The organism is Streptomyces sp. NPDC003077, from assembly GCF_040611095.1.
GTDB lineage: Bacteria > Actinomycetota > Actinomycetes > Streptomycetales > Streptomycetaceae > Streptomyces.
The window spans coordinates 14,980-35,016 of sequence record NZ_JBEXNM010000052.1 but is presented as its reverse complement, the minus strand read 5'-3'; the positions used below and the strand labels follow the sequence as shown (position 1 = coordinate 35,016).

The following is a 20,037-nucleotide window of genomic DNA, read 5'->3' as shown; positions in this document are numbered from 1 at the left end:
CACGTGAGCGCGGGTGCGCATCGGCAAGCGGCGGCGGGCGACCAGGTCGAGCAGATGCTGCGGCAGGTGGCACCCGGACGGTACGACGCCTACGAGGCGCTGCTGCGGGCGCTCGCGGACGGCCAGGTCTGGATGCTCCTCTGGCACGGCCAGGCCGGGTCGCCCGACGCGCAGTACGGAAAGATGGAGGTCGACGGGCTCGGCTACGCGCCCTGCGTGACCTCCGCCCCCGAGCTGGCGGCCAGTGGCTGGAACCGCGCGTACGCCGTGGTCGGCGGCCGGGACATCGCCGCCGCCCTCTACCCCGACCGCTGGGGCCTGTGGCTGAATCCGCACGCCCCCGGCGGCGGCGTCGGCATCCCGTGGCTGGACCTGCGCCGCATCGCCGGCGGTTTGGACCGGCTGCCCGCCGGACCGCTGCGGATCAGCGAGCCGGCCATCGAGATCCCCCACTTCTACGCCCTGCTGGGGCAGAACGCGCACCGCACCCCGCCGGTCCGCTCGCTGCGCCGCGCCTGGGTGCAGCCCGCCCTCGGCGCCCCGTACCTGGCGATCGGGCTCGATCTGTACGACACCTCGCAACCGGCGGTGGACGCGGCGCGCCTGATGATGCAGCAGTCCATCGGCGCGGTCCCGGAGGGGCTGCCGGTCTCGACCGTCGCGATGAACGACGCCTACGACCCGGTCGCGATGTGGCTGCGGGCCAACGCCCGCCCGTTCTTCGACCGCGACGCCTACGGAGGCCCCGGCGCGGCCCCCGCCCCGGCGCCGTCGTACGGGTACGGGTACCCGCGGCCGTACTGATCGGGCCCTTCACCGCGCCGAACGGCGCGGGACGGACGAGGCGCTGAACGGCACGCGACGACGCTGAACGGCGCGGGCCCATCTCCTGCCGACGAACCGCCTTGACCTGCGCGAACGCGCCCCCGCGCGTCGGCAGCCCACTCACCGCGTCCTCCGCACCGCCGACCGTCCCCGCCGCCACCCGCCGCACGAGTCCCCGCCCCCGGCCGCCCCCTGCGCGCCCCCTGCCCGGGCTCGTCCCCGACCGTCACGGCACACCGTCCCAGACCCGCGCCCGCCCCCATCCGGCGACCCCCGCGCGCACCCCCGGCACCCGCCGCACACCCCACCCACGCCCTCCCCTCCGCGCGACCGAAACCCATCCCCCTCCCCGGCCCTCGTCCACCATCTGAGACGCGCGAAACGGTAATCCGGGGTCCGAACAGCCCGAACACCCCCACCTCGGCACCCATCGAAGATCACGAAGTGCCCCCTATGGCACCGTAGTTGGACCCTCCCCCCTCCTCCCGTCATACCGCTCAGCCGTCACAGCTGTCCGTATAACGGAAGCCGGAGGGCCACATCACAGTTGCGCATCCATTCCCGGTCAGGTCTGGTGAGTGATCGCGAATCGGATGAAGACTCCCCGCAGCAAAGGGCTTCGGCCCTGCGTACGACCGTCATGGCGACCAGCGTCGCGGATTCCGCACCTCCCTTTCGCGTGCCTCCGCGACCCTGCGCACGACTTGCACCAGTGATGTGACCAGGCCGCAATGCGGCGGGCGTGGGCCGACCACCGTCGTCGGCCGAGAGGGGTCAAAGGCACCGTGACCGCACCGATCGAGACCACCGGGGCGGCTGCTGAGGCGCAGCCGGAAGCGGTGCTGGAAGGCGTCGAGAGCAAGAAGATCGAGGGTCGGTCGCTCGGCCAGATCGCGTGGCTGCGTTTCAAGCGGGACAAGGTCGCGGTGGCGGGCGCCGTCATCGTCTTCCTGCTGATCCTGATCGCCGCGCTGTCCCGGCCGATCCAGTCCTGGCTGGGACTGGACCCCAACAAGCCCAACCAGGAGCTGATCGACCCGAACACCACCCTGCCCATCGGCTCGTTCGGCGGCATGAGCGCGGACCACCCCTTCGGCGTGGACCCGAAGTTCGGCCGCGACCTGCTGGCCCGCATCCTGGAGGGCTCCTGGGTGTCGCTGATCGTGGCGTTCGGCGCCACGCTGCTGTCCGTCGCCATCGGCACGGTCCTGGGCGTGGTCGCCGGGTACTACCGGGGCCGGGTGGACTCCCTGATCAGCCGGCTGATGGACGTCTTCCTCGCCTTCCCGCTGCTGCTGTTCGCGATCGCCATCTCCGCCTCGCTCCAGGGCGGCGCCTTCGGGCTCGAAGGGCTCCCGCTGCACATCTCCGTCCTGATCTTCGTGATCGGCTTCTTCAACTGGCCGTACATGGGACGTATCGTGCGGGCCCAGACGCTCTCGCTGCGCGAGCGGGAGTTCGTCGACGCGGCGCGGGGGATGGGGGCGCGCGGGCCGTTCATCCTCTTCCGCGAACTGCTGCCCAACCTGGTGGGGCCGATCGTCGTCTACTCGACGCTGCTGATTCCCTCCAACATCCTCTTCGAGGCCGCGCTGAGCTTCCTGGGGGTCGGCATCCAGCCGCCCCAGGCCTCCTGGGGCGGCATGCTCAACCAGGCGGTCAAGTACTACGAGGTGGACCCCCAGTACATGATCGTCCCCGGCCTCGCCATCTTCGTCACCGTCCTCGCGTTCAACCTGCTCGGTGACGGTCTCAGGGACGCGCTGGACCCGCGCAGCCGCTGAGCCCGACCGGTCCGGGCGATCACCAGGTCTCCGGTCCGGTCGGGTGACCACCAAGTTTCCGTCGAACGAAGGGGAGATTGACCATCATGCGAAGGTCAGTCCGGGTCGCGGCGATCGCGACCGTCACCAGTGCGGGCCTGCTGCTGGCCGGCTGCGGTGGGGGCAAGAGCTCCAACAAGGGAAACGCCAAGGCGAACGCCGCGACCACCAGTGTCGTCAACGCTTCCGACGAGAAGGGCGGCACGCTCAACTACGCGATGAGCGACGCGCCGGAGTCCTTCGACCCGGGCAACACGTACTACGCGTTCGTCTACAACTTCAGCCGCCTGTACGCCCGTCCGCTGACCACCTTCAAGCCGGGCCCCGGTCTGAAGGGCAACGAGCTGGTGCCGGACCTGGCCGAGTCGATGGGCAAGCCGACCGACGGCGGCAAGACCTGGACGTACAAGCTCCGCAAGGGCGTCAAGTACGACGACGGCTCGGCGATCACGTCCAAGGACGTCAAGTACGCGGTGGAGCGCAGCAACTTCGCGCGTGACGTGCTGTCGCTGGGCCCGAACTACTTCCAGCAGTTCCTGGTGGACAACCCCGGTGGCTACAAGGGCCCGTACAAGGACAAGAGCGCCGAGGGCCTGAAGTCCATCGAGACGCCGGACGACCAGACGATCGTCTTCCACCTGAAGCGGCCGTACTACGAGTTCGACTACCTGGTGAGCGCGCCGCAGACCGCTCCGGTGCCGCAGGCCAAGGACAAGGGCGCCGACTACACCAAGAACGTGGTGTCCTCCGGCTCGTACAAGTTCGAGAGCTACCAGGAGGGCAAGCAGCTCGTCCTGGTCCGCAACCCGCACTGGTCGGCGAGCACCGACCCGCTGCGCAAGCAGCTCCCGGACAAGATCGTGCTCAAGCTCAAGGTGGCCCAGTCCACGATCGACAAGGACCTCAAGGCCGGCAACACCCAGGTCGACATGGCCGGCCGCGGCGTGGACGCCCAGACCCAGGCCCAGATCCTGACGGACCCCAGCGAGAAGGCCAACACCGACAACGCGTACGGCCAGCGCCTCGTCTACACGGCGATCAACACCAAGGTCGCGCCGTTCAACAACGTCGAGTGCCGCAAGGCCGTCGAATACGCCATCGACAAGAAGGCCGTGCAGAAGGTCATGGGCGGCCCGATCCGCGGCGACCTGGCCACCACCGTCATGCCCAACGACCTCGCGGGCTACCAGAAGTTCGACCTGTACCCGCAGAAGTACAGCGGTGACACGCTGGACCTCACCGAGGCCAAGAAGCACTGGGACAAGTGCGGCGCCGGCAACGTGAACACCACGATCCTCGCCCGCAGCGACCGCCAGGACGAGATCGACGCGGCCACCTCGGTCATCGACTCGCTCAAGAAGATCGGCGTCAACGCCAGGATCCAGCAGTACCCGACCAGCAAGTACTTCTCGGACTACGCGGGCGTGCCCGAGTTCACCAAGAAGAACAACGTCGGCCTGATGATGATGCAGTGGAGCTCGGACTACCCGACCGGGTTCGGCTACCTGAACCAGATCCTCAACGGCAAGGCCATCCAGAAGTCCGGCAACAGCAACCTCTCCGAGCTGGACGACCCGAAGATCAACGAGCTGCTGGACAAGGCCATCGCCACGGCGTCCAAGGCCGAGCGGGAGAAGATGTACGCCGACATCGACAAGAGGACGATGGAGCAGGCCGTCATCGTCCCGCTGACCTACTTCAAGGTCCTGCACTACCGCTCGCCCGAGGCCACCAACATGGTCGCCAGCGCGGCGTACACCGGTCAGTACGACTACCTCAACATCGGCGTCAAGAAGTAGCACCCCCGGAAGGCAGGTGAAGGCATTGGTGCCCGCGGACCGGCCCCCGCCGGTCCGCGGCCCCGGCGCCGCATCCCCGTGTTCGCGTACCTCATCCGCAGGCTGATCAGCGCGGTGATCCTGCTGCTGATCGTCAGCGCGGTCACCTTCGGCATCTTCTTCCTGCTGCCGAAGCTGGCCGGGCAGACCGCCGACCAGCTCGCCCAGCAGTACATCGGCAAGGCCCCCTCGGCCGCGGACATCGCCGCGGTGAAGAAGAACCTCGGCCTGGACAAGCCCGTGTACCTGCAGTACTGGGAGTTCCTGAAGGGCATCTTCGTCGGCGTCGAGTACAAGTTCGGCCCGGACGCGGGCAAGTGCAGCGTCCCGTGCTTCGGCTACTCGTTCAAGACGCACCTCGAAGTGTGGCCCGAGATCCAGTCCCGGCTCCCGGTGACGATGTCCCTGGCGGCCGGCGCGGCCATCGTGTGGCTGGTCACCGGCATCACCACCGGCGTGATCTCCGCGCTGCGGCCCGGGTCGATCTTCGACCGGCTCTCCATGGGCGTGGCGCTGGCGGGTGTCTCGCTGCCCATGTTCTTCACCGGCGCCCTGGCGCTGGCCCTGTTCACGTACCAGTGGCCGATCTTCGAGCGCAGCGACTACGTGCCGCTGACGGAGGATCCGGTGGCGTGGGCGCGCACCCTGGTCCTGCCCTGGGTGACCCTCGCGTTCCTCTACTCCGCGCTGTACGCCCGGCTCACCAGAGCGGGGATGCTGGAAACACTGAGCGAGGACTACATCCGCACCGCCCGCGCCAAGGGCCTGCGGGAGCGCAAGGTCGTCGTCAAGCACGGCCTGCGGGCCGCGCTGACCCCGATCATCACGGTCTTCGGCATGGACGTCGGCCTGCTGCTCGGCGGGGCGCTCATCACCGAACAGGTCTTCTCGCTCAAGGGCGTCGGCGCCTTCGCGGTCGAGGCGATCAACGCCAACGACCTGCCGAACATCCTGGGCGTCACCCTGCTCGCCGCGTTCTTCATCGTCATTTGCAACCTGGTGGTGGACCTCCTGTACGCCGCCGTCGACCCGCGGGTGAGGCTCTCGTGACCGACTCCTCCGACCACCCCGCGCCCGGCACCGCGCCGGACGCGACCCCCGGCGCGAAGCCGGACACCGAGGCCGGTACGAAGCCGGGTACCGAGGCCCGTACGAAGCCGGGCACGAAGAAGGCCGCCGGGAAACCGGAGACCGAGAAGGCCGGTGAGAAGCCGTCCGCCGCGAACGGGACCAAGGCGGACCTGGGCAAGGCGGACGCGAGCAAGGCTGCCCCGGCCAAGACGGACGCGGCCAAGCCTGCCCCGGCCACGGCGGGCACCGCGTCCGCCACCCCCCGCACCGGCACCGCCCCCGGCGAACCCGCCGGCACCTCGCAGCCGCCCACCGCGTTCCTTGAGGTGCGCGACCTGCGGGTGCACTTCCCCACCGACGACGGCCTGGTGAAGTCCGTCGACGGGCTCTCCTTCACCCTGGAGAAGGGGCAGACGCTGGGCATCGTCGGCGAGTCCGGCTCCGGCAAGTCGGTGACCTCGCTGGCGATCATGGGTCTGCACCGGGCCTCGCGGCGGCAGCGCGCCAAGGTGAACATGTCCGGGGAGATCTGGCTCAACGGCCGCGAGCTGGTGGGCGCCGACCCGGACGAGGTGCGCCGGCTGCGCGGGCGCGAGATGGCGATGATCTTCCAGGACCCGCTGTCCGCGCTGCACCCGTACTACACGGTCGGACAGCAGATCGTGGAGGCGTACCGCGTCCACCACGACGTCGACAAGAAGACGGCGCGCAAGCGGGCGATCGAGATGCTCGACCGGGTCGGCATCCCGCAGCCGGACAAGCGGGTGGACGAGCACCCGCACCAGTTCTCCGGCGGCATGCGCCAGCGCGCCATGATCGCGATGGCGCTGGTCAACAACCCCGAACTGCTGATCGCGGACGAGCCGACCACCGCCCTGGACGTCACCGTGCAGGCGCAGATCCTGGACCTGATCCGGGACCTGCAGAAGGAGTTCGGCTCGGCCGTCGTCATCATCACGCACGACCTGGGCGTGGTCGCCGAGCTGGCGGACAAGCTGCTGGTGATGTACGGCGGCCGGTGCGTGGAGCGCGGCCCGGCCGAGCGGGTCTTCCACCGGCCGCAGCACCCCTACACCTGGGGTCTGCTCGGCTCGATGCCGCGCATCGACCGGGAGCAGACCGAGCGCCTGATCCCCGTCAAGGGGTCGCCGCCCAGCCTGATCAACGTCCCGTCCGGCTGCGCCTTCAACCCGCGCTGCCCGTACGCGGACGTGCCCGAGGACAACGTGACCCGCACGGTCCGGCCCGAGCTGCGCGAGGTCGGCGAGGGGCACTTCGCCGCCTGCCACATGTCGCGGGAGCAGCGGGCCCGGATCTGGACCGAAGAGATTGCGCCGAAGCTGTGACCGACACCGACGACACCGACAAGGGCACCGCGATCCCCGAGCCGCGCAAGGACGCGGCGGCGGGCGGGAAGACCGGCCCCCGGGACGCGACCGCGAAGGGCCGGGCCTCCGACGCCGAGCCGCTGCTCAAGGTGCGCGGCCTGGTCCGCCACTTCCCGATCACCAAGGGCCTGCTCAAGCGCCAGGTGGGCGCGGTGCAGGCGGTGGACGGCATCGACTTCGACGTGCGGCCGGGGGAGACGCTGGGCGTGGTCGGCGAGTCCGGCTGCGGCAAGTCGACGATGGGCCGGCTGATCACGCGGCTGGACGAGCCCACCGGCGGCAGCATCGAGTTCGAGGGCCGGGACATCACCCACCTGTCCACGGGCAAGCTGCGGCCGATGCGGCGCGACGTCCAGATGATCTTCCAGGACCCGTACGGGTCGCTGAACCCCCGGCACACCATCGGCGGCATCATCGGCACCCCCTTCCGCCTCCAGGGCGTCGAGCCCGAGGGCGGCGTGAAGAAGGAGGTGCAGCGGCTGCTGGAGCTGGTGGGCCTGAGCCCGGAGCACTACAACCGCTATCCGCACGAGTTCTCCGGCGGCCAGCGGCAGCGCATCGGCATCGCCCGCGCGCTGGCGCTCAAGCCGAAGCTGGTGGTGGCCGACGAGCCGGTCTCCGCGCTGGACGTCTCCATCCAGGCGCAGGTCGTCAACCTGATGGACGACCTCCAGGACGAGCTGGGCCTCACGTACGTGATCATCGCGCACGACCTGTCGGTCATCCGGCACGTCTCGGACCGGATCGCGGTGATGTACCTCGGCAAGATCGTGGAGATGGGCGACCGCACCTCGCTGTACGAGGCGCCGATGCACCCGTACACCAAGGCGCTGATGTCGGCCGTGCCGGTGCCCGACCCCAAGCGGCGCACCGAGCGGGACCGCATCCTGCTCAAGGGCGACGTGCCGTCCCCGATCAACCCGCCCTCCGGCTGCCGGTTCCGCACCCGCTGCTGGAAGGCGACGGAGGTGTGCACGACGACCGAACCGCCGCTGGCCGAGCTCAAGACCGGTCACCAGGTGGCCTGCCACCACCCGGAGAACGCCCCGGACCAGGCGCCGGAACCGGCGGTGGCGGCCTCGTAAGGGAACGGCGTTCCGCGGCCTCGTAAGAGAACCGGCTGCGGCGGCTGCGTAAGAGAACCGGTGGCGGCTCCGCAAGAGAACCGACTGCCGCAGCCTCGTAGGACGAACAACTCATCTCCGCAAACGGTCAGTTGCCGTCCGGTACGCATGACGAGTTGGCAAAGTCAGACCCACGTCGGAACGGGAGAGGGCAGAGTCGGCACGGTTGTTCCACCACAAACCGTGTGTTCGAAGGGACGGCTCATGGCACTCTCTCGTTCCGCACGTCGCGGGTCCCGCCTGCTCGCCCTGGCCACGGCCGCCGCCGCGGCCACCTCCATCGCCGCCGCGCCCGGCGCGTCACCCGGCGCCCCCGGAGTCGGCGACCCCTACTTCCCCAACCTGGGCAACGGCGGCTACGACGCCCTCCACTACGACCTCGGCGTCCGCTACGACCCACCGAGCGGACGGCTCGACGGCCGGACGACCATCACCGCCCGGGCCACCCAGGACCTCTCCTCCTTCAACCTCGACCTCCAGAAGCTGGAGGTCACCTCGATCACGGTGGACGGCAAGCGGGCCGCCTTCACCAGAGCCGGTGACGAGATCACCGTCACGCCCAAGTACACGATCCGCGACGGCCGGCAGTTCAAGGTCACCGTCGTCTACGGCGGGGTGCCGCTGCCCCTGAGCGGGCCCATCGTCTTCGGGTCCGACTACGGCTGGATGAAGACCAAGGACGGCGTGTTCGTCGCCTGCGAGCCCAACGCCGCCTCCACCTGGTTCCCCTCCAGCGACCACCCCAGCGACAAGGCCGCCTTCGACATCCGCATCGACTCGCCCGCTGGCCTGACCGGCGTGTCCAACGGCCGCCTGATCGACTCCTGGGAGAAGGACGGCCGCTCCTACCAGCACTGGCGCACGAAGAAGCCGATGGCGACGTACCTGGCCACGGCCACCATCGGGAAGTTCAACGTTCGGACCGGCACCACCCCCGGCGGCATCCCGATCTACGTCGCCACCGACCCCGTCCTGCCCACCGGCGGCGTCGACGTCTACGGGGTCACCGCCGAGGCCACCGACTACTGGTCCGAGGTCTTCGGCCCGTACCCGTTCGAGGAGACCGGCGCGATCGTCGACGACATGCCGCAGGCGGGCTTCTCCCTGGAGACGCAGACCAAGCCGATCTACTCCGCCGTGCGCAACGAGACGACCATCGTCCACGAGCTGGCCCACCAGTGGTTCGGCGACTCGGTCTCCGTCAAGGACTGGCGGCACATCTGGCTCAACGAGGGGTTCGCCAGCTACAGCCAGTGGCTGTGGGACGAGCACAAGGGCCGCCGCAGCGCCCACGACTCCTTCATCGCCGCCTACAACGCCCGCCCGGCCGACTCCCCGTTCTGGAAGGTGAAGATCGGCGACCCGCAGCGGGACACGATGTTCGCCCAGGGCGTCTACACGCGGGGCGCCATGACGCTCCAGGTGCTGCGCGAGCGCATCGGTGACGACGACTTCTTCGAACTGCTGCCGCTGTGGACCAAGCTGCACCGCTACGGCAACGCCACCACGGACGCGTTCATCCGGCTGGCGGAGAAGGTCTCCGGCGAGGACCTGGACGACCTGTTCCAGACCTGGCTGTTCACGGACACCAAGCCGGCACTGCCGTAAGGGGCCGACGGCAGGAGAGAGGCCGCAGGAGAGAGGCGGCAGGAATGAGGTCGCAGGAAAGAGACCGAATGAAAGAGACCGCATAAAGAGGCTGCGTGAAACAGACCGCATGAAAGAGGGGCCACGGGGACGCTCCCCGTGGCCCCTTCGGCGGTTTGGCCCGTTCCGCGCTCAGCCCTCCGCGCCGCGCTCGCGGAACTGTCGCGGCCGGGGCAGGTGCAGCCCGAAGTACACCGCGCCCATCCGCAGCGCGAAGACCACCCCCGCCGACACCACCGCGGCGGCGTTCGCCCCGGCCCCCAGGTGGTGCATGGCCAGGTAGCAGACCGCACCGGCCAGCGCCGCGATCGCGTACACGTCCTCGCGCAGCAGCAGCGGCGGGAACTCCCCGCACAGCACGTCCCGGATCACCTCACCGGCCACGCCGGTCAGTACCGACAGGATGATCACCGCCAGCGGCGTGGCCCCCGCGGAGATCGCGGCGCGGGCGCCGATGACGGTGACCACGGCCAGCCCGAGCGCGTCCACGACCAGCAGCGACCGGCGCGGCAGGGACCAGAACCGCAGGTAGACGATGGTGGCCACGCCCACGCTGATGATCACCGTGAGCAGCACCCAGTCGTGCGTCCAGTACAGCGGGTGCCGGTTGAGGATCAGGTCGCGCAGCGTGCCGCCGGAGATGGACGCGGCGAAGGCGAGGACCAGTCCGCCGAAGGGGTCCATGTCGGCACGGTAGGCGGCCAGCACGCCGCTCGCGGCGAAGGCGGACACACCGACCAGGTAGAGCAGATGAAGCATGGGGTCATTGTGCGGGATGGGGCGGATGTGCCCGACCCGTCGCCGGTCATCGGGCGTCGGCTCCGGCGGGCGTCCCCGTTCTTCACGTTCCCCTGCCGGGCATCCCCGCCCCCGAAAATCAACCCTACCCGTCGGTAATAAACCCGTGTACCGTGCCGCGCATGGCAACGGTGACCATAGGAAACAGCGAGTTCGACCGTGACACGGCGGTCGTCCGCCGTGCTCCCGGCCGCTACGACACCCACCTGTCCGCCGGCTGGACCATCGTCCACGCCGTCAACGGCGGCTACCTCCTCGCCCTGATCGGCCGCGCGCTGGCCGACGCGCTCCCGCACCCCGACCCGTTCACGATCACCGCCCACTACCTGACGGCCTCCGCGCCCGGCCCCGCCGTCGTCCGCACCGACACCGTGCGCACCGGCCGGACGCTCTCCACCGCCACCGCCTCCCTCACCCAGCTCCGCGAGGACGGCACCGAGGTCGAGCGGATGCGGGTGATCGCCACCTACGGCGACCTGGACGCCCTGCCCGACGACGTCCGCACCACCGCCAAGCCGCCCGCCATCCCCCCGTACGAACACTGCCCCGGCCCCGACAGCGCCCCCGGCGGACGGCCGCCCGGCGTCGGCAGCACGGCCCTGATGGACCGCCTCGACCTCCGCCTGGACCCCGCCACCTGCGGCTGGGCCGTCGGCGCGCCCTCCGGCAAGGGCGAGATGCGCGGCTGGTTCGGCCTCGCCGACGGCCGCGCTCCCGACGCCCTCTCGCTGCTTCTCGCGGTGGACGCGCTGCCGCCCACCGCCTTCGAGATGGGCCTGTCCGGCTGGGTCCCCACCGTCGAACTCACCGCCCACATCCGCCACCGCCCCGCCCCCGGCCCCCTCCGCGTCGGCATCACCACCCGCAACCTGGCGGGCGGCTTCCTGGAGGAGGACGCGGAGGTGTGGGACAGCGCGGACCGGCTGGTGGCGCAGGCGCGGCAGTTGGCGCGGGTGGGGAGCTAGGAGGAGCCGGTCGGCGGGTCGCGGCCCGCCGACCGGCCCGGTCCGTCAGACCAGGAACCCCCGGCACAGATCATCGAGGTACGCGCGCTTGGCGGCCTCGTCGCGGGTGGACTGGAGGTAGCGGGACCAGCCGCGGCGTTCGTGGGAGGTGGCGTCGAGCTCGACGACCTCCTGGGTGGGGCGGGGGACGCCCTCGTGGAGGGGGTAGGGCAGGAAGCCCGCGTCGTCCTTGTAGAAGAGGCCCTGCCACATCTCGTTGTTGTTGCGCCAGACGCACACCAGCAGGAAGTACTTGTCGCCGGCCCGGTGCAGCAGCGTGAAACCTATCTCGCCGCGCAGTTCGAGCCGCCCGGCCGCCGCCTCCGCGGCCAGGTACTCGCGGGCCTCCTCGCGCACGTCCTTGGGGACGTCCCGGTCGTCGGCGTACACGTCGTACCACTTGAAGATGGCGCCGGGAACCGTGAGGAGGTCGGCGGGCCGGATGTTCTTCCGCACGTGGACGTAGTCGGCGGGGATGTTGCCGAGGTCGGCGAGCTGGGGAAGTGCCTGGGTCATCGTGAGCCCTTCGTTTCGGTGTGGTGGGTGGGCGCGGCGCGGGTCAGTCGTAGAGGCCGTCCTCCTCCAGCGCGCGCAGCCGGGCGTAGTCCGCCTCCACCTGGGACGCGTCGTCGGAGCTGAGGTAGAGGTAGCCGGGCGAGGTGGCCAGGTCGAGGGTCTGGGTGAGGGCGCCGCCCTCGGGGGTGGTGAGCACCATGTCGAGGTACGAGGGCAGCGCGCGCAGCGGCGCCAGCCCCCGCGCGTCGGGGACCCGGCCCGGCCGGTGGCTGATGAGGTTGACGTAGCGCAGGTGGGTGAGGAGCTTGTAGGGCGGCAGCCGGTGCTCCGTGATCAACTCGGGTCGGGCGATGGCGAGGGCCAGCCGGTCCACCTGGTCGGTGCCGATACAGCGGGCCACGATCTCCGGCTTGTGCGAGCCGCCCAGCCGCGCCCCGGACTCGACCAGCACCGGGCCGTCCTTGGTCAGCATGACCTCGGTGTGCGCGGCGCCGTTGCGGATCTCCAGCGCGTCCAGGACCTTCAGGACGTACTCGCCCAGGAGGACGGCCGTGGGGTCGTCCGGGGGGAGCGGGTGCTCGTAGTCGTTGATGGAGCGGTTCTCGCCCGCCGGGCGCTTGTGGTAGCGCCAGATCTCGACGATGTGGTGGACACCGTCCCGGCTGACGGTGTTGACGAAGTGCTCGTCGCCCTCCAGGAACTGCTGGGCGATGACGCGCTCGTTGCGCCGGCCGTAGCGGTCGGTGGCGGCGGTGATGGCCGCGTGCGCGTCGCGGACCTCCTGCTCGGAGTGGCAGAAGTACACCTGGTCGGTGCCCGCGCTGGCGAGCGGCTTGAGGACGACGGGCCAGCGGCCCAGGTCCGCCGCCCACGCCACGACCTCCTCCGCGTCGGCGGACGAGACGCTGGCCGCGTGCGGCAGCCCGGCGTCGCGCACGGCGCACACCATCTCGTACTTGTCGCGGCGCGCCGCCGGGCGGGACATGCCGTTGCCGGGCGTTCCCAGCTCGGCGGAGAGCGCGTCCGCCAGCAGCACCCCGGACTCGGCGCCCGCGACGACGAAGCCGACGCCCTCGGCGCGCAGCAGCGCGGCGGTCTCCGCGACGTCACCGTGGTGTTCGATGTCGACGGTGAAGTCCTCGGGGCGGTAGTTCAGGTGCACGTCCGGCGATGGGGAGCGGACGTGGACGTAGGAGACGCCGTGGCGCCGCAGCGCCTCGGGCAGGAACCGGGCGATGCCGTAGGCGTCGACGATGGCGCATTTCACGGGGAACTCACCTCTGGATCGGTGGGGTCGGCGGGGGCAGGGCGCGCCGGCACGGTCTCGGGTCGCTGTTTCGCGGCGGCCTGCCGGCGGTCGTACCGGCCGCGCGCCAGCGTCCCCAGACCGACCAGGGCGGTGATCCCGAGGACGCTGACGAGCGTGAGGCCCGACACCGTCAGCCGGTCGTCCGGCAGTTGCAGCAGGAACGCGAACAGCGGCGAGAGGGTGCACAGCAGCGACGCCGTGATCGGTTCGGTGTGCTTGATGCCGACCTGGAGGACGTACAGCGGCACCCCGACACCGATGACGGCGATGATCAGGCCGGGCAGCAGCACGGACCCCACCTGCGGGTCCTCGCTCACGGCCACCGCCGCCCAGGTGACGAGGATGGCGAGGAAGAAGCGGACGGAGAGCACCGACTGCGGCGCGTAGCCCGACTCGCTCAGGCGCTTGGAGAAGATGACGTTGCCGGTCGAGCCGAGGCCGCACAGCAGCGTCAGCCCGATGCCCAGCAGCGCGTCCCCGGCGCCCACCGGCGCCACGCCCGTACGCCCGGTGACCGACCCCCACACCAGGACGCCGATGAAGACGCCGATGCCGAGGGAGACCGCCACCTCGGAGGCGAGGATGGCGGTCCCCTTGCGCAGCAGGGGGTTGAGCAGCAGGGCGAACACCGGGCCGATGGCCAGGCCGACGACGTTGACGACCGCGGGTTCCAGGTACTTGAGCGCGTAGAGCATGGACAGCCAGGTCACCGCGGTCGAGATGTTGATCGCGACGACGTCGGCACGGTTGGACCGCAGCGGGCGCAGCGCGGCGGGCACGCCCTTGCGGGTCACCTCCAGGCCGAGGAAGAAGGCCGCGGCCAGGGTGAAGGAGACGGCCGCCATGCCCAGCGGGCTGAGGGACTGCAGCCGGTTGCCGGCGTACACGTCCACCAGCGCGGTGAGCGCGGCGAAGGCCACCAGCGGCACGACGCCGCTGACGAGCCGGGTGGAGGGTTCTGGACTCATCGATGTCCCAAACTCAGGGGCGTCCCAACTCGGGGATGCTTTCGGCGGCGAGGGCGAGTTCCGCCTCGCCGAGGACTTGGTCGTCCAGAGTGCCTGCGAAGTACTTGTCGTACGCCACCAGATCGAAGTGGCCGTGGCCGGAAAGGCCGAAAAGGATCGCCCGTGACCGATCTTCCTCACGGCAGCGGATCGCCTCGTCGATGGCGACCCGGATCGCGTGGGTGGATTCCGGCGCCGGCAGGATGCCCTCGCTGCGCGCGAAGGTCACCCCGGCCTCGAAGCAGGCGACCTGCCCCACCGCGACCGGCTCGATCAGCTTGTCCTCCACGGCCCGGCTGAACAGCGGCCCGATGCCGTGCGCCCGCAGGCCCCCGGCGTGCACCGGCGGCGGGACGAAGGCGTGGCCGAGGGTGTGCATGCGGAACAGCGGGCCGACCTCGCCGGTGTCGGACCAGTCGTAGGCGATCCGGCCCCGGGTGAGGGTGGGGCAGGACGCCGGCTCGACGGCGATGATCCGCACCTCGGGGCCGCCGCGGAGCTGCGCGCCGAGGAAGGGGAAGCTCAGTCCCGCCGCGTTGCTGCCGCCGCCGGCGCAGCCGATGACGATGTCGGGGTAGTCGTCGGCCAGCTCCATCTGGGCCAGGGCCTCCTGGCCGATCACCGTCTGGTGGGCCAGGACGTGGTTGGCCGCGCTGCCCAGGACGTAGCCGAGCTGCGGGTTGGCGGCGGCGGTCTCCATGGCCTCGGACGTGGCGATGCCCAGGCTGCCGGGGGAGTCGGGGTCGGACGCCAGGATGGCGCGGCCCGCGGCGGTCTCGGGGCTGGGGCTGGGGGTGCAGACCGCGCCGTAGGTCTCCATCAGGGCGCGGCGGTAGGGCTTCTGCTGGAAGCTCACCTTGACCATGAAGACCTTGGCGGACATCTCGAAGAACGCGGCGCTCAGCGCGGTGGCGCTGCCCCACTGCCCGGCGCCGGTCTCCGTGACCAGGCCCGTCTTGCCGGCCTGCTTGTTGTAGTAGGCCTGCGCGATGCCGGTGTTGGGCTTGTGGCTGCCGGCCGGGGAGACGCCCTCGTACTTGTAGTAGATGCGGGCCGGGGTGTTCAGCGCCTTCTCCAGGCGCCGGGCCCGGTACAGCGGCGAGGGCCGCCACATGGCGTAGATCTGCCGGACCGGCTCGGGGATCTCGAACTCCCGCTCCAGCCCGATCTCCTGCTCGATCAGCGGCTCCGGCATGAGCCGCGCCAGCTCGTCGCGGGTCAGCGGCTCGCCCGTGGCGGCGTTCAGCGCCGGGGCGAGCGGCGCCCCGGGGAGGTCCGCGGCCAGGTTGTACCAGGTGGTGGGGATGTCCTTCTCGTCGAGCTGGAACTTAACGCGCTCCACCGTCGGAGCCTCCTGTCGTGGGTGCCGCCGTGGGAGGTGGCGGGGTCGTGGTCGCGTGGGCCTCGGCGGGGAGGGAGCCGGACGTGGTGCGCTCGGCGCCGGCGAACAGCAGGGGGTGGGCCGCGCGGATGCCGCCGACGACGCGCTCGTAGGGGACGTCCGCGAACTCCCCGTGCATCTGGAGGAATTCCATGTGACGGCGGCCGGTCTCGTCGTACGGGTGGTACACGCTGTCCGACCGGCCGTCGAAGTCCAGCGGCTTGATCTTGTACAGGCGGCACAGCAGCTTGTTGAAGACCGGCGTCGCCTTGACCCACTTGCCTTCCAGGTAGACCGAGGTCCAGCTGTGGTACCGGAAGACGTCACCGCCCACCAGCTTGCGCAGGCGCTCGGAGGCCAGGTGGTTGCGCACGTCGCCGTAGGCGATCCGGCAGGGCACGCCCACGGACCGCACGGCGGCGGCGTACACGATCGATTTGTGGACGCAAAAACCCGTGCCGCCGTCGATGACGGAACTCGCGCGCAGCCCGTGCCGCGACAGGTCGGCGCCGTACACCTCGTAATCGATGCCGTCGCGGACGGCGTAGTAGAGGGCGCAGGCCTTTTCGACGGGGGTCATGCCGGCGGGGTCGGGGAGGACGTCGCCCACGAGCTTTTGGACGGTGGGGGAGTCGTAGTCGAGGAATTCGGTTCTGCGCAGGTACTGCTCGTGTTCTGCGTTTGCCTTTCCTTCCCCGTTCTCTTTGTTTTCCCTGTTTCTCTCGTTCTCTCTGTTGTTTCCGTTTTTCGTGATGCGCTTTGGAGCGTTCGGGTCGCTCATCTGTACTCGGCCATTCCTAAGTTTCGGTACGGGAGGCGGTGGCGCTCTTCCCGCGGAACTGGGGACGGTCCAGGCCCATCAGCGCGGCGATGCGCTGGTGCTGGATCTCGGTGGTGCCCGAATAAATGGTGCCGGCCACGGCGTTGCGCACGTCCTTTTCCAGGCCATATTCGGTGGTGTAGCCGTATCCGCCGAATATCTGGACCGCGGACAGTGCGGTGCGGACGTTGCCCTCACTCGCGAGGAGTTTGCCGATGGCGATGTCCACCGCCACGTCCTCGCCGGCCATGAGCTTCTCCGCGGTGCGGTACAGCCACATCCGGGACGTCTCCACGTCGATCCGCATCTGGACGATCTTGTTGGAGACCGACTGGTAGGCGCCGATGTGGCTGCCGAACTGGGTGCGGCTGCGGGCGTAGGAGACGCAGCGGTCGAGGCGGTGCTGCATCTCGCCCACGTTGATCATGAAGGAGCACAGGATCTCCCACTTCATGACGTGGTCGAGCACCAGGAACCCCGCCCCGACCGACCCGATGACCTGGGATTTCGGTATCCGCATGGCGTCGAAGCGCAGCTCGCTCAGCGGCGAGGTGCGCAGGCCCATCTTGCCGATGGGCTGCCCCACGCTCAGGCCGGGGGTACCGCGCTCCACCAGGAACGCGGTGATCCCCGCCGGGTTCGACGGCCTGCCGGTGCGCGCGTACACCACGAACACGTCGGCGATCGGCCCGTTGCTGACGAACGTCTTGCCGCCGTCCAGCACGTAGTCGTCGCCGTCGGCCACCGCGGTGGTGCGCATGCCCATGACATCCGAGCCGCCGTCGGGCTCGGTGATGGCGTGCGCGCCGATGGTCGTCCCCGCGGTGATGCCCGGCAGGAAACGCGCCTTGAGGGCGTCCGAGCCGAAGCGGTCCAGCGGAACCCCGACGCTGACCATGTGCGTCGAGACGGAGAAACTCAGGCCCGCGTCCCGGCAGTGCTGCCCCAGGCCCTCCAGGACGTACAGCGTGGTCAGGAGGCTCTGGCCGAGGCCGCCCACCTCCTCGCCGAAGGGCAGGCCCAGCAATCCGGTGTCGGCCAGCCGCTTCCAGTGGTCGCGGGAAAAGGTGCCCGTGGCGTCGCGTTCGATGTGGTCGGCGTTGAACACCTCACTGAGTCCGGCGACGGTCGTGCGGAATGCTCGCTGTTCGTCGTTCCACTGCATCGCGATTCGGTCCCGATCTAGTAATTCGAGAAGTGGTCGCCTTCCAGGTTGTGCCGCTCATCACCCCGCAAGGGTGGGTTGAACACGCTGATCAGATGCATGTCGGCCTCGGGATCGGCGATCAGGAAGTGCGCGTCGTGCTCGTTCAGGGCGTACATCGTGCCGGGCACGATGTCGTGGGATTCGCTGCCGTCGGCGCTGACCACCCGTCCCTTTCCCGCGATGCAGTAGCAGGCTTCGAGGTGATTGCGGTACTCCAGCCGGGATTTCGTTCCGGCGTGCACCACCGTGTGGCAGATCGTGAATCCCATGCCGTCGGACGCGACCAGCATCCGATAGCTGAGACCGTTGCCCCAATTGACCGCCTTGACCGCGTCCTTTGAGCGTGCGAACACAGCCACTCCTTTCTCCGCATGAATCCGTAAGGGTGTTTTCCCAGCTCCCTGGGTGTGGTCGGTCTTTCCCATCCGGCCGTGTCGGTCGGTCCTCGGTGCCGTCCGGTGCGGGTCGACCCGGGGCGCCGGCCGGTTGACGACCGGGGCTTCGGCGCCCGGCCGGTCCCGGCCGGGGATCAGTGCCGGCCGGTGGGCGCGCCCTCGACGAACGCGCAGATCGCCGCGACCGTACGGAAGTCGTCGGGCGAGATCTCGATGTCGTCGACGGGGATGTCGAACGTCTTGCCCACCCAGCCGATCAGCCGCAGCAGGCCGAGGCTGTTCACCAGGCCGGTGTCCAGCAGGTCGTACGTCGCGTCGAGCTCGTCGGGCGACGCTTCGGGTGCGTACTCGGAGATGATGAATTCCTTGACCGCACGTTCGGTGTTCATATCCGCTCCTCTCGCAGGAGGTCCTTGACACGGCGCCGATCGGTCTTGCCCGTGGAGGTCAGGGGCAGCGCGTGCTCGGTGAAACGGAACGACGCGGGCACGGCGGCCTTGGGCAGCCGGTCGGCGCAGTGCCGTCGCAGGGTGAAGACGGACAGCCGGGGCGAGCGGCGCAGCACGACCGCGACCAGCCGCGTCCCGGCCGCCTCGTCCGGCAGGCCGACCACGGCGGCGTGCACCACGCCCTCGTGGGCGAGCAGGACGCGCTCGACCTCCTCGATGCTCACCCGCACGCCCCGCACCTTGACCTGGAAGTCCGTGCGGCCGACGAGGGTGAGGGCGCCGTCCGGCGCACGGGTGACGAGGTCGCCGGTGCGGTAGTACGTGCCGGGCGGCAGACCGTCCGGCGGGCCGGTGAACCGGTCGCCCGGCCCGTCCTCGGCGAGGTAGCCGGTGGTCTGGAAGGGCGTGGAGACCAGCAGCTCGCCCGTCCCCGGGCCGTCCAGCACCCCGTCCTCGTCCAGCACGGCCGCGGTCACCCCCGGCAGCGGGCGCCCGAGCGGCAGGACCTCCGCCGCCGCCAGCTCGGCGGGCCCGAGCGAGTGGAGGAAGCTGTCGTTGGTCTCCGTGCAGCCGTAGACGTTGTGGAAGACGGCCGACGGGAACAGGGCGGGCAGCCCGGCCCTCAGCGGGCGCGGGGTGTGGTCACCGGTGAGCAGGACGTGCCGGACGCCGGGGAACGCGACCCCGGCGGCGCCCGCCGCCTCGCTCAGCAGCCGGTAGAAGAGCGGGACCGACTGCACCACCTCGGGCTCGGTCGCGGTGAAGAGATCGAGCAGGTACCGGGGATCGGCCGCGCGCTCCTGATCGACGAGGACGCAATGGCCGCCGGCCCGCAGCGTCGCCCAGATGTCCAGCAGGCACAGATCGAAATTCAGCGGCGCGTAGTTCAGGACCCGGGTCCCGGGCCCGAGCCCGAATTCCGCGCGGGCCCAGTCCGTGAACCGGTCCACGGCCGACCGGCCCAGAGGCACGATCTTGGGGATTCCGGTGGAACCCGAAGTGGTCAGCAGCAGAAGGGTGTTCGGGGGAATGTCCGGCCCGGCGGGCGCGTCCCCGGGCGTCGCGCCACCGCTCCACTCGACGCGGAGGTCGGCGGTGACGGTCGCCAGGCCCGGGCCGCCCACCCGGGCGAGGAGCGCCTCCCGGGTGGCGGAGCCCAGCTCCGTGGACAGCAGGAGGACCGGCCGGGCCGCCTTCATGCAGGCCAGGACCAGGGCGATGGTCTGCGGTGCCTTGACCGCGGGCACGGCCACCAGCGGCCGTCCGCCGGTGGCCAGTTCCTTCTCCAACCGGTCGCTCATGCGGGCGAGTTGACCGTGGCTGACGACGCCTTCGCGCCATGTCAGGGCCGGCTCGTCCGGTCGCAGCCGCGCCTGTAAGGCCAGGTCGTCGAGGAGTGAGGGGTCCGGAGATCGATGTGTCGTCATGCGCGGGC

General features: G+C 70.1%; 18 protein-coding genes. 8 read left to right on the top strand and 10 right to left on the bottom strand.

Annotated features, from left to right (window positions below):
• Positions 1–3 precede the first annotated feature (3 nt).
• The 7 genes from ABZX96_RS27945 (at position 4) to ABZX96_RS27915 (ending at position 9,677) form a co-directional block, all read left to right on the top strand.
• Complete coding sequence (locus ABZX96_RS27945; protein WP_355549708.1) at positions 4–804, top strand: enhanced serine sensitivity protein SseB C-terminal domain-containing protein; 801 nt, start codon at positions 4–6, stop codon at positions 802–804.
• 806 nt (positions 805–1,610) lie between these two features.
• Positions 1,611–2,609, top strand: coding sequence for an ABC transporter permease (locus ABZX96_RS27940; protein WP_355549706.1), 999 nt, complete (start codon positions 1,611–1,613; stop codon positions 2,607–2,609).
• Positions 2,610–2,695: 86 nt separating this feature from the next.
• Positions 2,696–4,447: an ABC transporter substrate-binding protein gene (locus tag ABZX96_RS27935; protein ID WP_355549704.1), complete on the top strand. Its 1,752-nt coding sequence runs from the start codon at positions 2,696–2,698 to the stop codon at positions 4,445–4,447.
• 78 nt (positions 4,448–4,525) lie between these two features.
• Positions 4,526–5,536 carry an ABC transporter permease gene (locus tag ABZX96_RS27930; protein ID WP_355549702.1) on the top strand — a complete coding sequence of 337 codons (1,011 nt, stop codon included), beginning with the start codon at positions 4,526–4,528 and terminating at the stop codon, positions 5,534–5,536.
• A 191-nt stretch (positions 5,537–5,727) separates the two neighbouring features.
• Positions 5,728–6,903 carry an ABC transporter ATP-binding protein gene (locus ABZX96_RS27925; protein WP_355549738.1) on the top strand — a complete coding sequence of 392 codons (1,176 nt, stop codon included), beginning with the start codon at positions 5,728–5,730 and terminating at the stop codon, positions 6,901–6,903.
• Positions 6,900–8,030, top strand: a complete 1,131-nt coding sequence (locus tag ABZX96_RS27920; RefSeq protein ID WP_355549700.1) for a dipeptide ABC transporter ATP-binding protein — start codon at positions 6,900–6,902, stop codon at positions 8,028–8,030. The genes ABZX96_RS27925 and ABZX96_RS27920 overlap by 4 nt, the downstream gene beginning before the upstream one ends.
• Positions 8,031–8,273: 243 nt before the next feature.
• A complete protein-coding gene (locus ABZX96_RS27915; protein WP_355549698.1) occupies positions 8,274–9,677 on the top strand; it encodes a M1 family metallopeptidase in 1,404 nt (467 codons plus the stop codon).
• Between the two features lie 171 nt (positions 9,678–9,848).
• Here ABZX96_RS27915 and ABZX96_RS27910 read toward each other — a convergent pair whose 3' ends face one another.
• Positions 9,849–10,475 (bottom strand): trimeric intracellular cation channel family protein, encoded by a 627-nt coding sequence (locus tag ABZX96_RS27910; protein WP_355549696.1) that lies wholly within the window; start codon positions 10,473–10,475, stop codon positions 9,849–9,851.
• 161 nt (positions 10,476–10,636) lie between these two features.
• Between ABZX96_RS27910 and ABZX96_RS27905 the strand changes: the two genes are divergently transcribed.
• Positions 10,637–11,479 carry a thioesterase family protein gene (locus tag ABZX96_RS27905; RefSeq protein ID WP_355549694.1) on the top strand — a complete coding sequence of 281 codons (843 nt, stop codon included), beginning with the start codon at positions 10,637–10,639 and terminating at the stop codon, positions 11,477–11,479.
• 45 nt (positions 11,480–11,524) lie between these two features.
• Here the strand turns inward: ABZX96_RS27905 and ABZX96_RS27900 are convergent, their stop codons facing one another.
• From ABZX96_RS27900 to ABZX96_RS27860, 9 genes are all read right to left on the bottom strand, one after another.
• On the bottom strand, positions 11,525–12,034 hold the full coding sequence (locus tag ABZX96_RS27900) for a hypothetical protein (protein ID WP_355549692.1): 510 nt from the start codon (positions 12,032–12,034) through the stop codon (positions 11,525–11,527).
• A gap of 43 nt (positions 12,035–12,077) precedes the next feature.
• Positions 12,078–13,301, bottom strand: a complete 1,224-nt coding sequence (locus ABZX96_RS27895) for an ATP-grasp domain-containing protein (protein WP_355549690.1) — start codon at positions 13,299–13,301, stop codon at positions 12,078–12,080.
• A complete protein-coding gene (locus ABZX96_RS27890) occupies positions 13,298–14,311 on the bottom strand; it encodes a DMT family transporter (protein WP_355549688.1) in 1,014 nt (337 codons plus the stop codon). Before ABZX96_RS27890 ends, ABZX96_RS27895 begins: the two co-directional genes overlap by 4 nt.
• Positions 14,312–14,324: 13 nt before the next feature.
• A complete protein-coding gene (locus ABZX96_RS27885; RefSeq protein WP_355549687.1) occupies positions 14,325–15,692 on the bottom strand; it encodes a TrpB-like pyridoxal phosphate-dependent enzyme in 1,368 nt (455 codons plus the stop codon).
• The gene (locus ABZX96_RS27880; protein WP_355549685.1) at positions 15,679–16,311 is read right to left on the bottom strand and encodes a transglutaminase-like domain-containing protein; all 633 of its coding nucleotides are present in this window, start codon (positions 16,309–16,311) and stop codon (positions 15,679–15,681) included. Before ABZX96_RS27880 ends, ABZX96_RS27885 begins: the two co-directional genes overlap by 14 nt.
• Positions 16,312–16,528: 217 nt before the next feature.
• A complete protein-coding gene (locus tag ABZX96_RS27875) occupies positions 16,529–17,716 on the bottom strand; it encodes an acyl-CoA dehydrogenase family protein (protein WP_355549683.1) in 1,188 nt (395 codons plus the stop codon).
• Positions 17,717–17,733: 17 nt separating this feature from the next.
• Positions 17,734–18,111, bottom strand: a complete 378-nt coding sequence (locus ABZX96_RS27870) for an ectoine synthase (RefSeq protein ID WP_355549681.1) — start codon at positions 18,109–18,111, stop codon at positions 17,734–17,736.
• Positions 18,112–18,287: 176 nt separating this feature from the next.
• Positions 18,288–18,542 (bottom strand): acyl carrier protein, encoded by a 255-nt coding sequence (locus ABZX96_RS27865; protein WP_355549679.1) that lies wholly within the window; start codon positions 18,540–18,542, stop codon positions 18,288–18,290.
• A complete protein-coding gene (locus ABZX96_RS27860; RefSeq protein ID WP_355549677.1) occupies positions 18,539–20,029 on the bottom strand; it encodes an AMP-binding protein in 1,491 nt (496 codons plus the stop codon). Before ABZX96_RS27860 ends, ABZX96_RS27865 begins: the two co-directional genes overlap by 4 nt.
• Between the last annotated feature and the right edge of the window lie 8 nt (positions 20,030–20,037).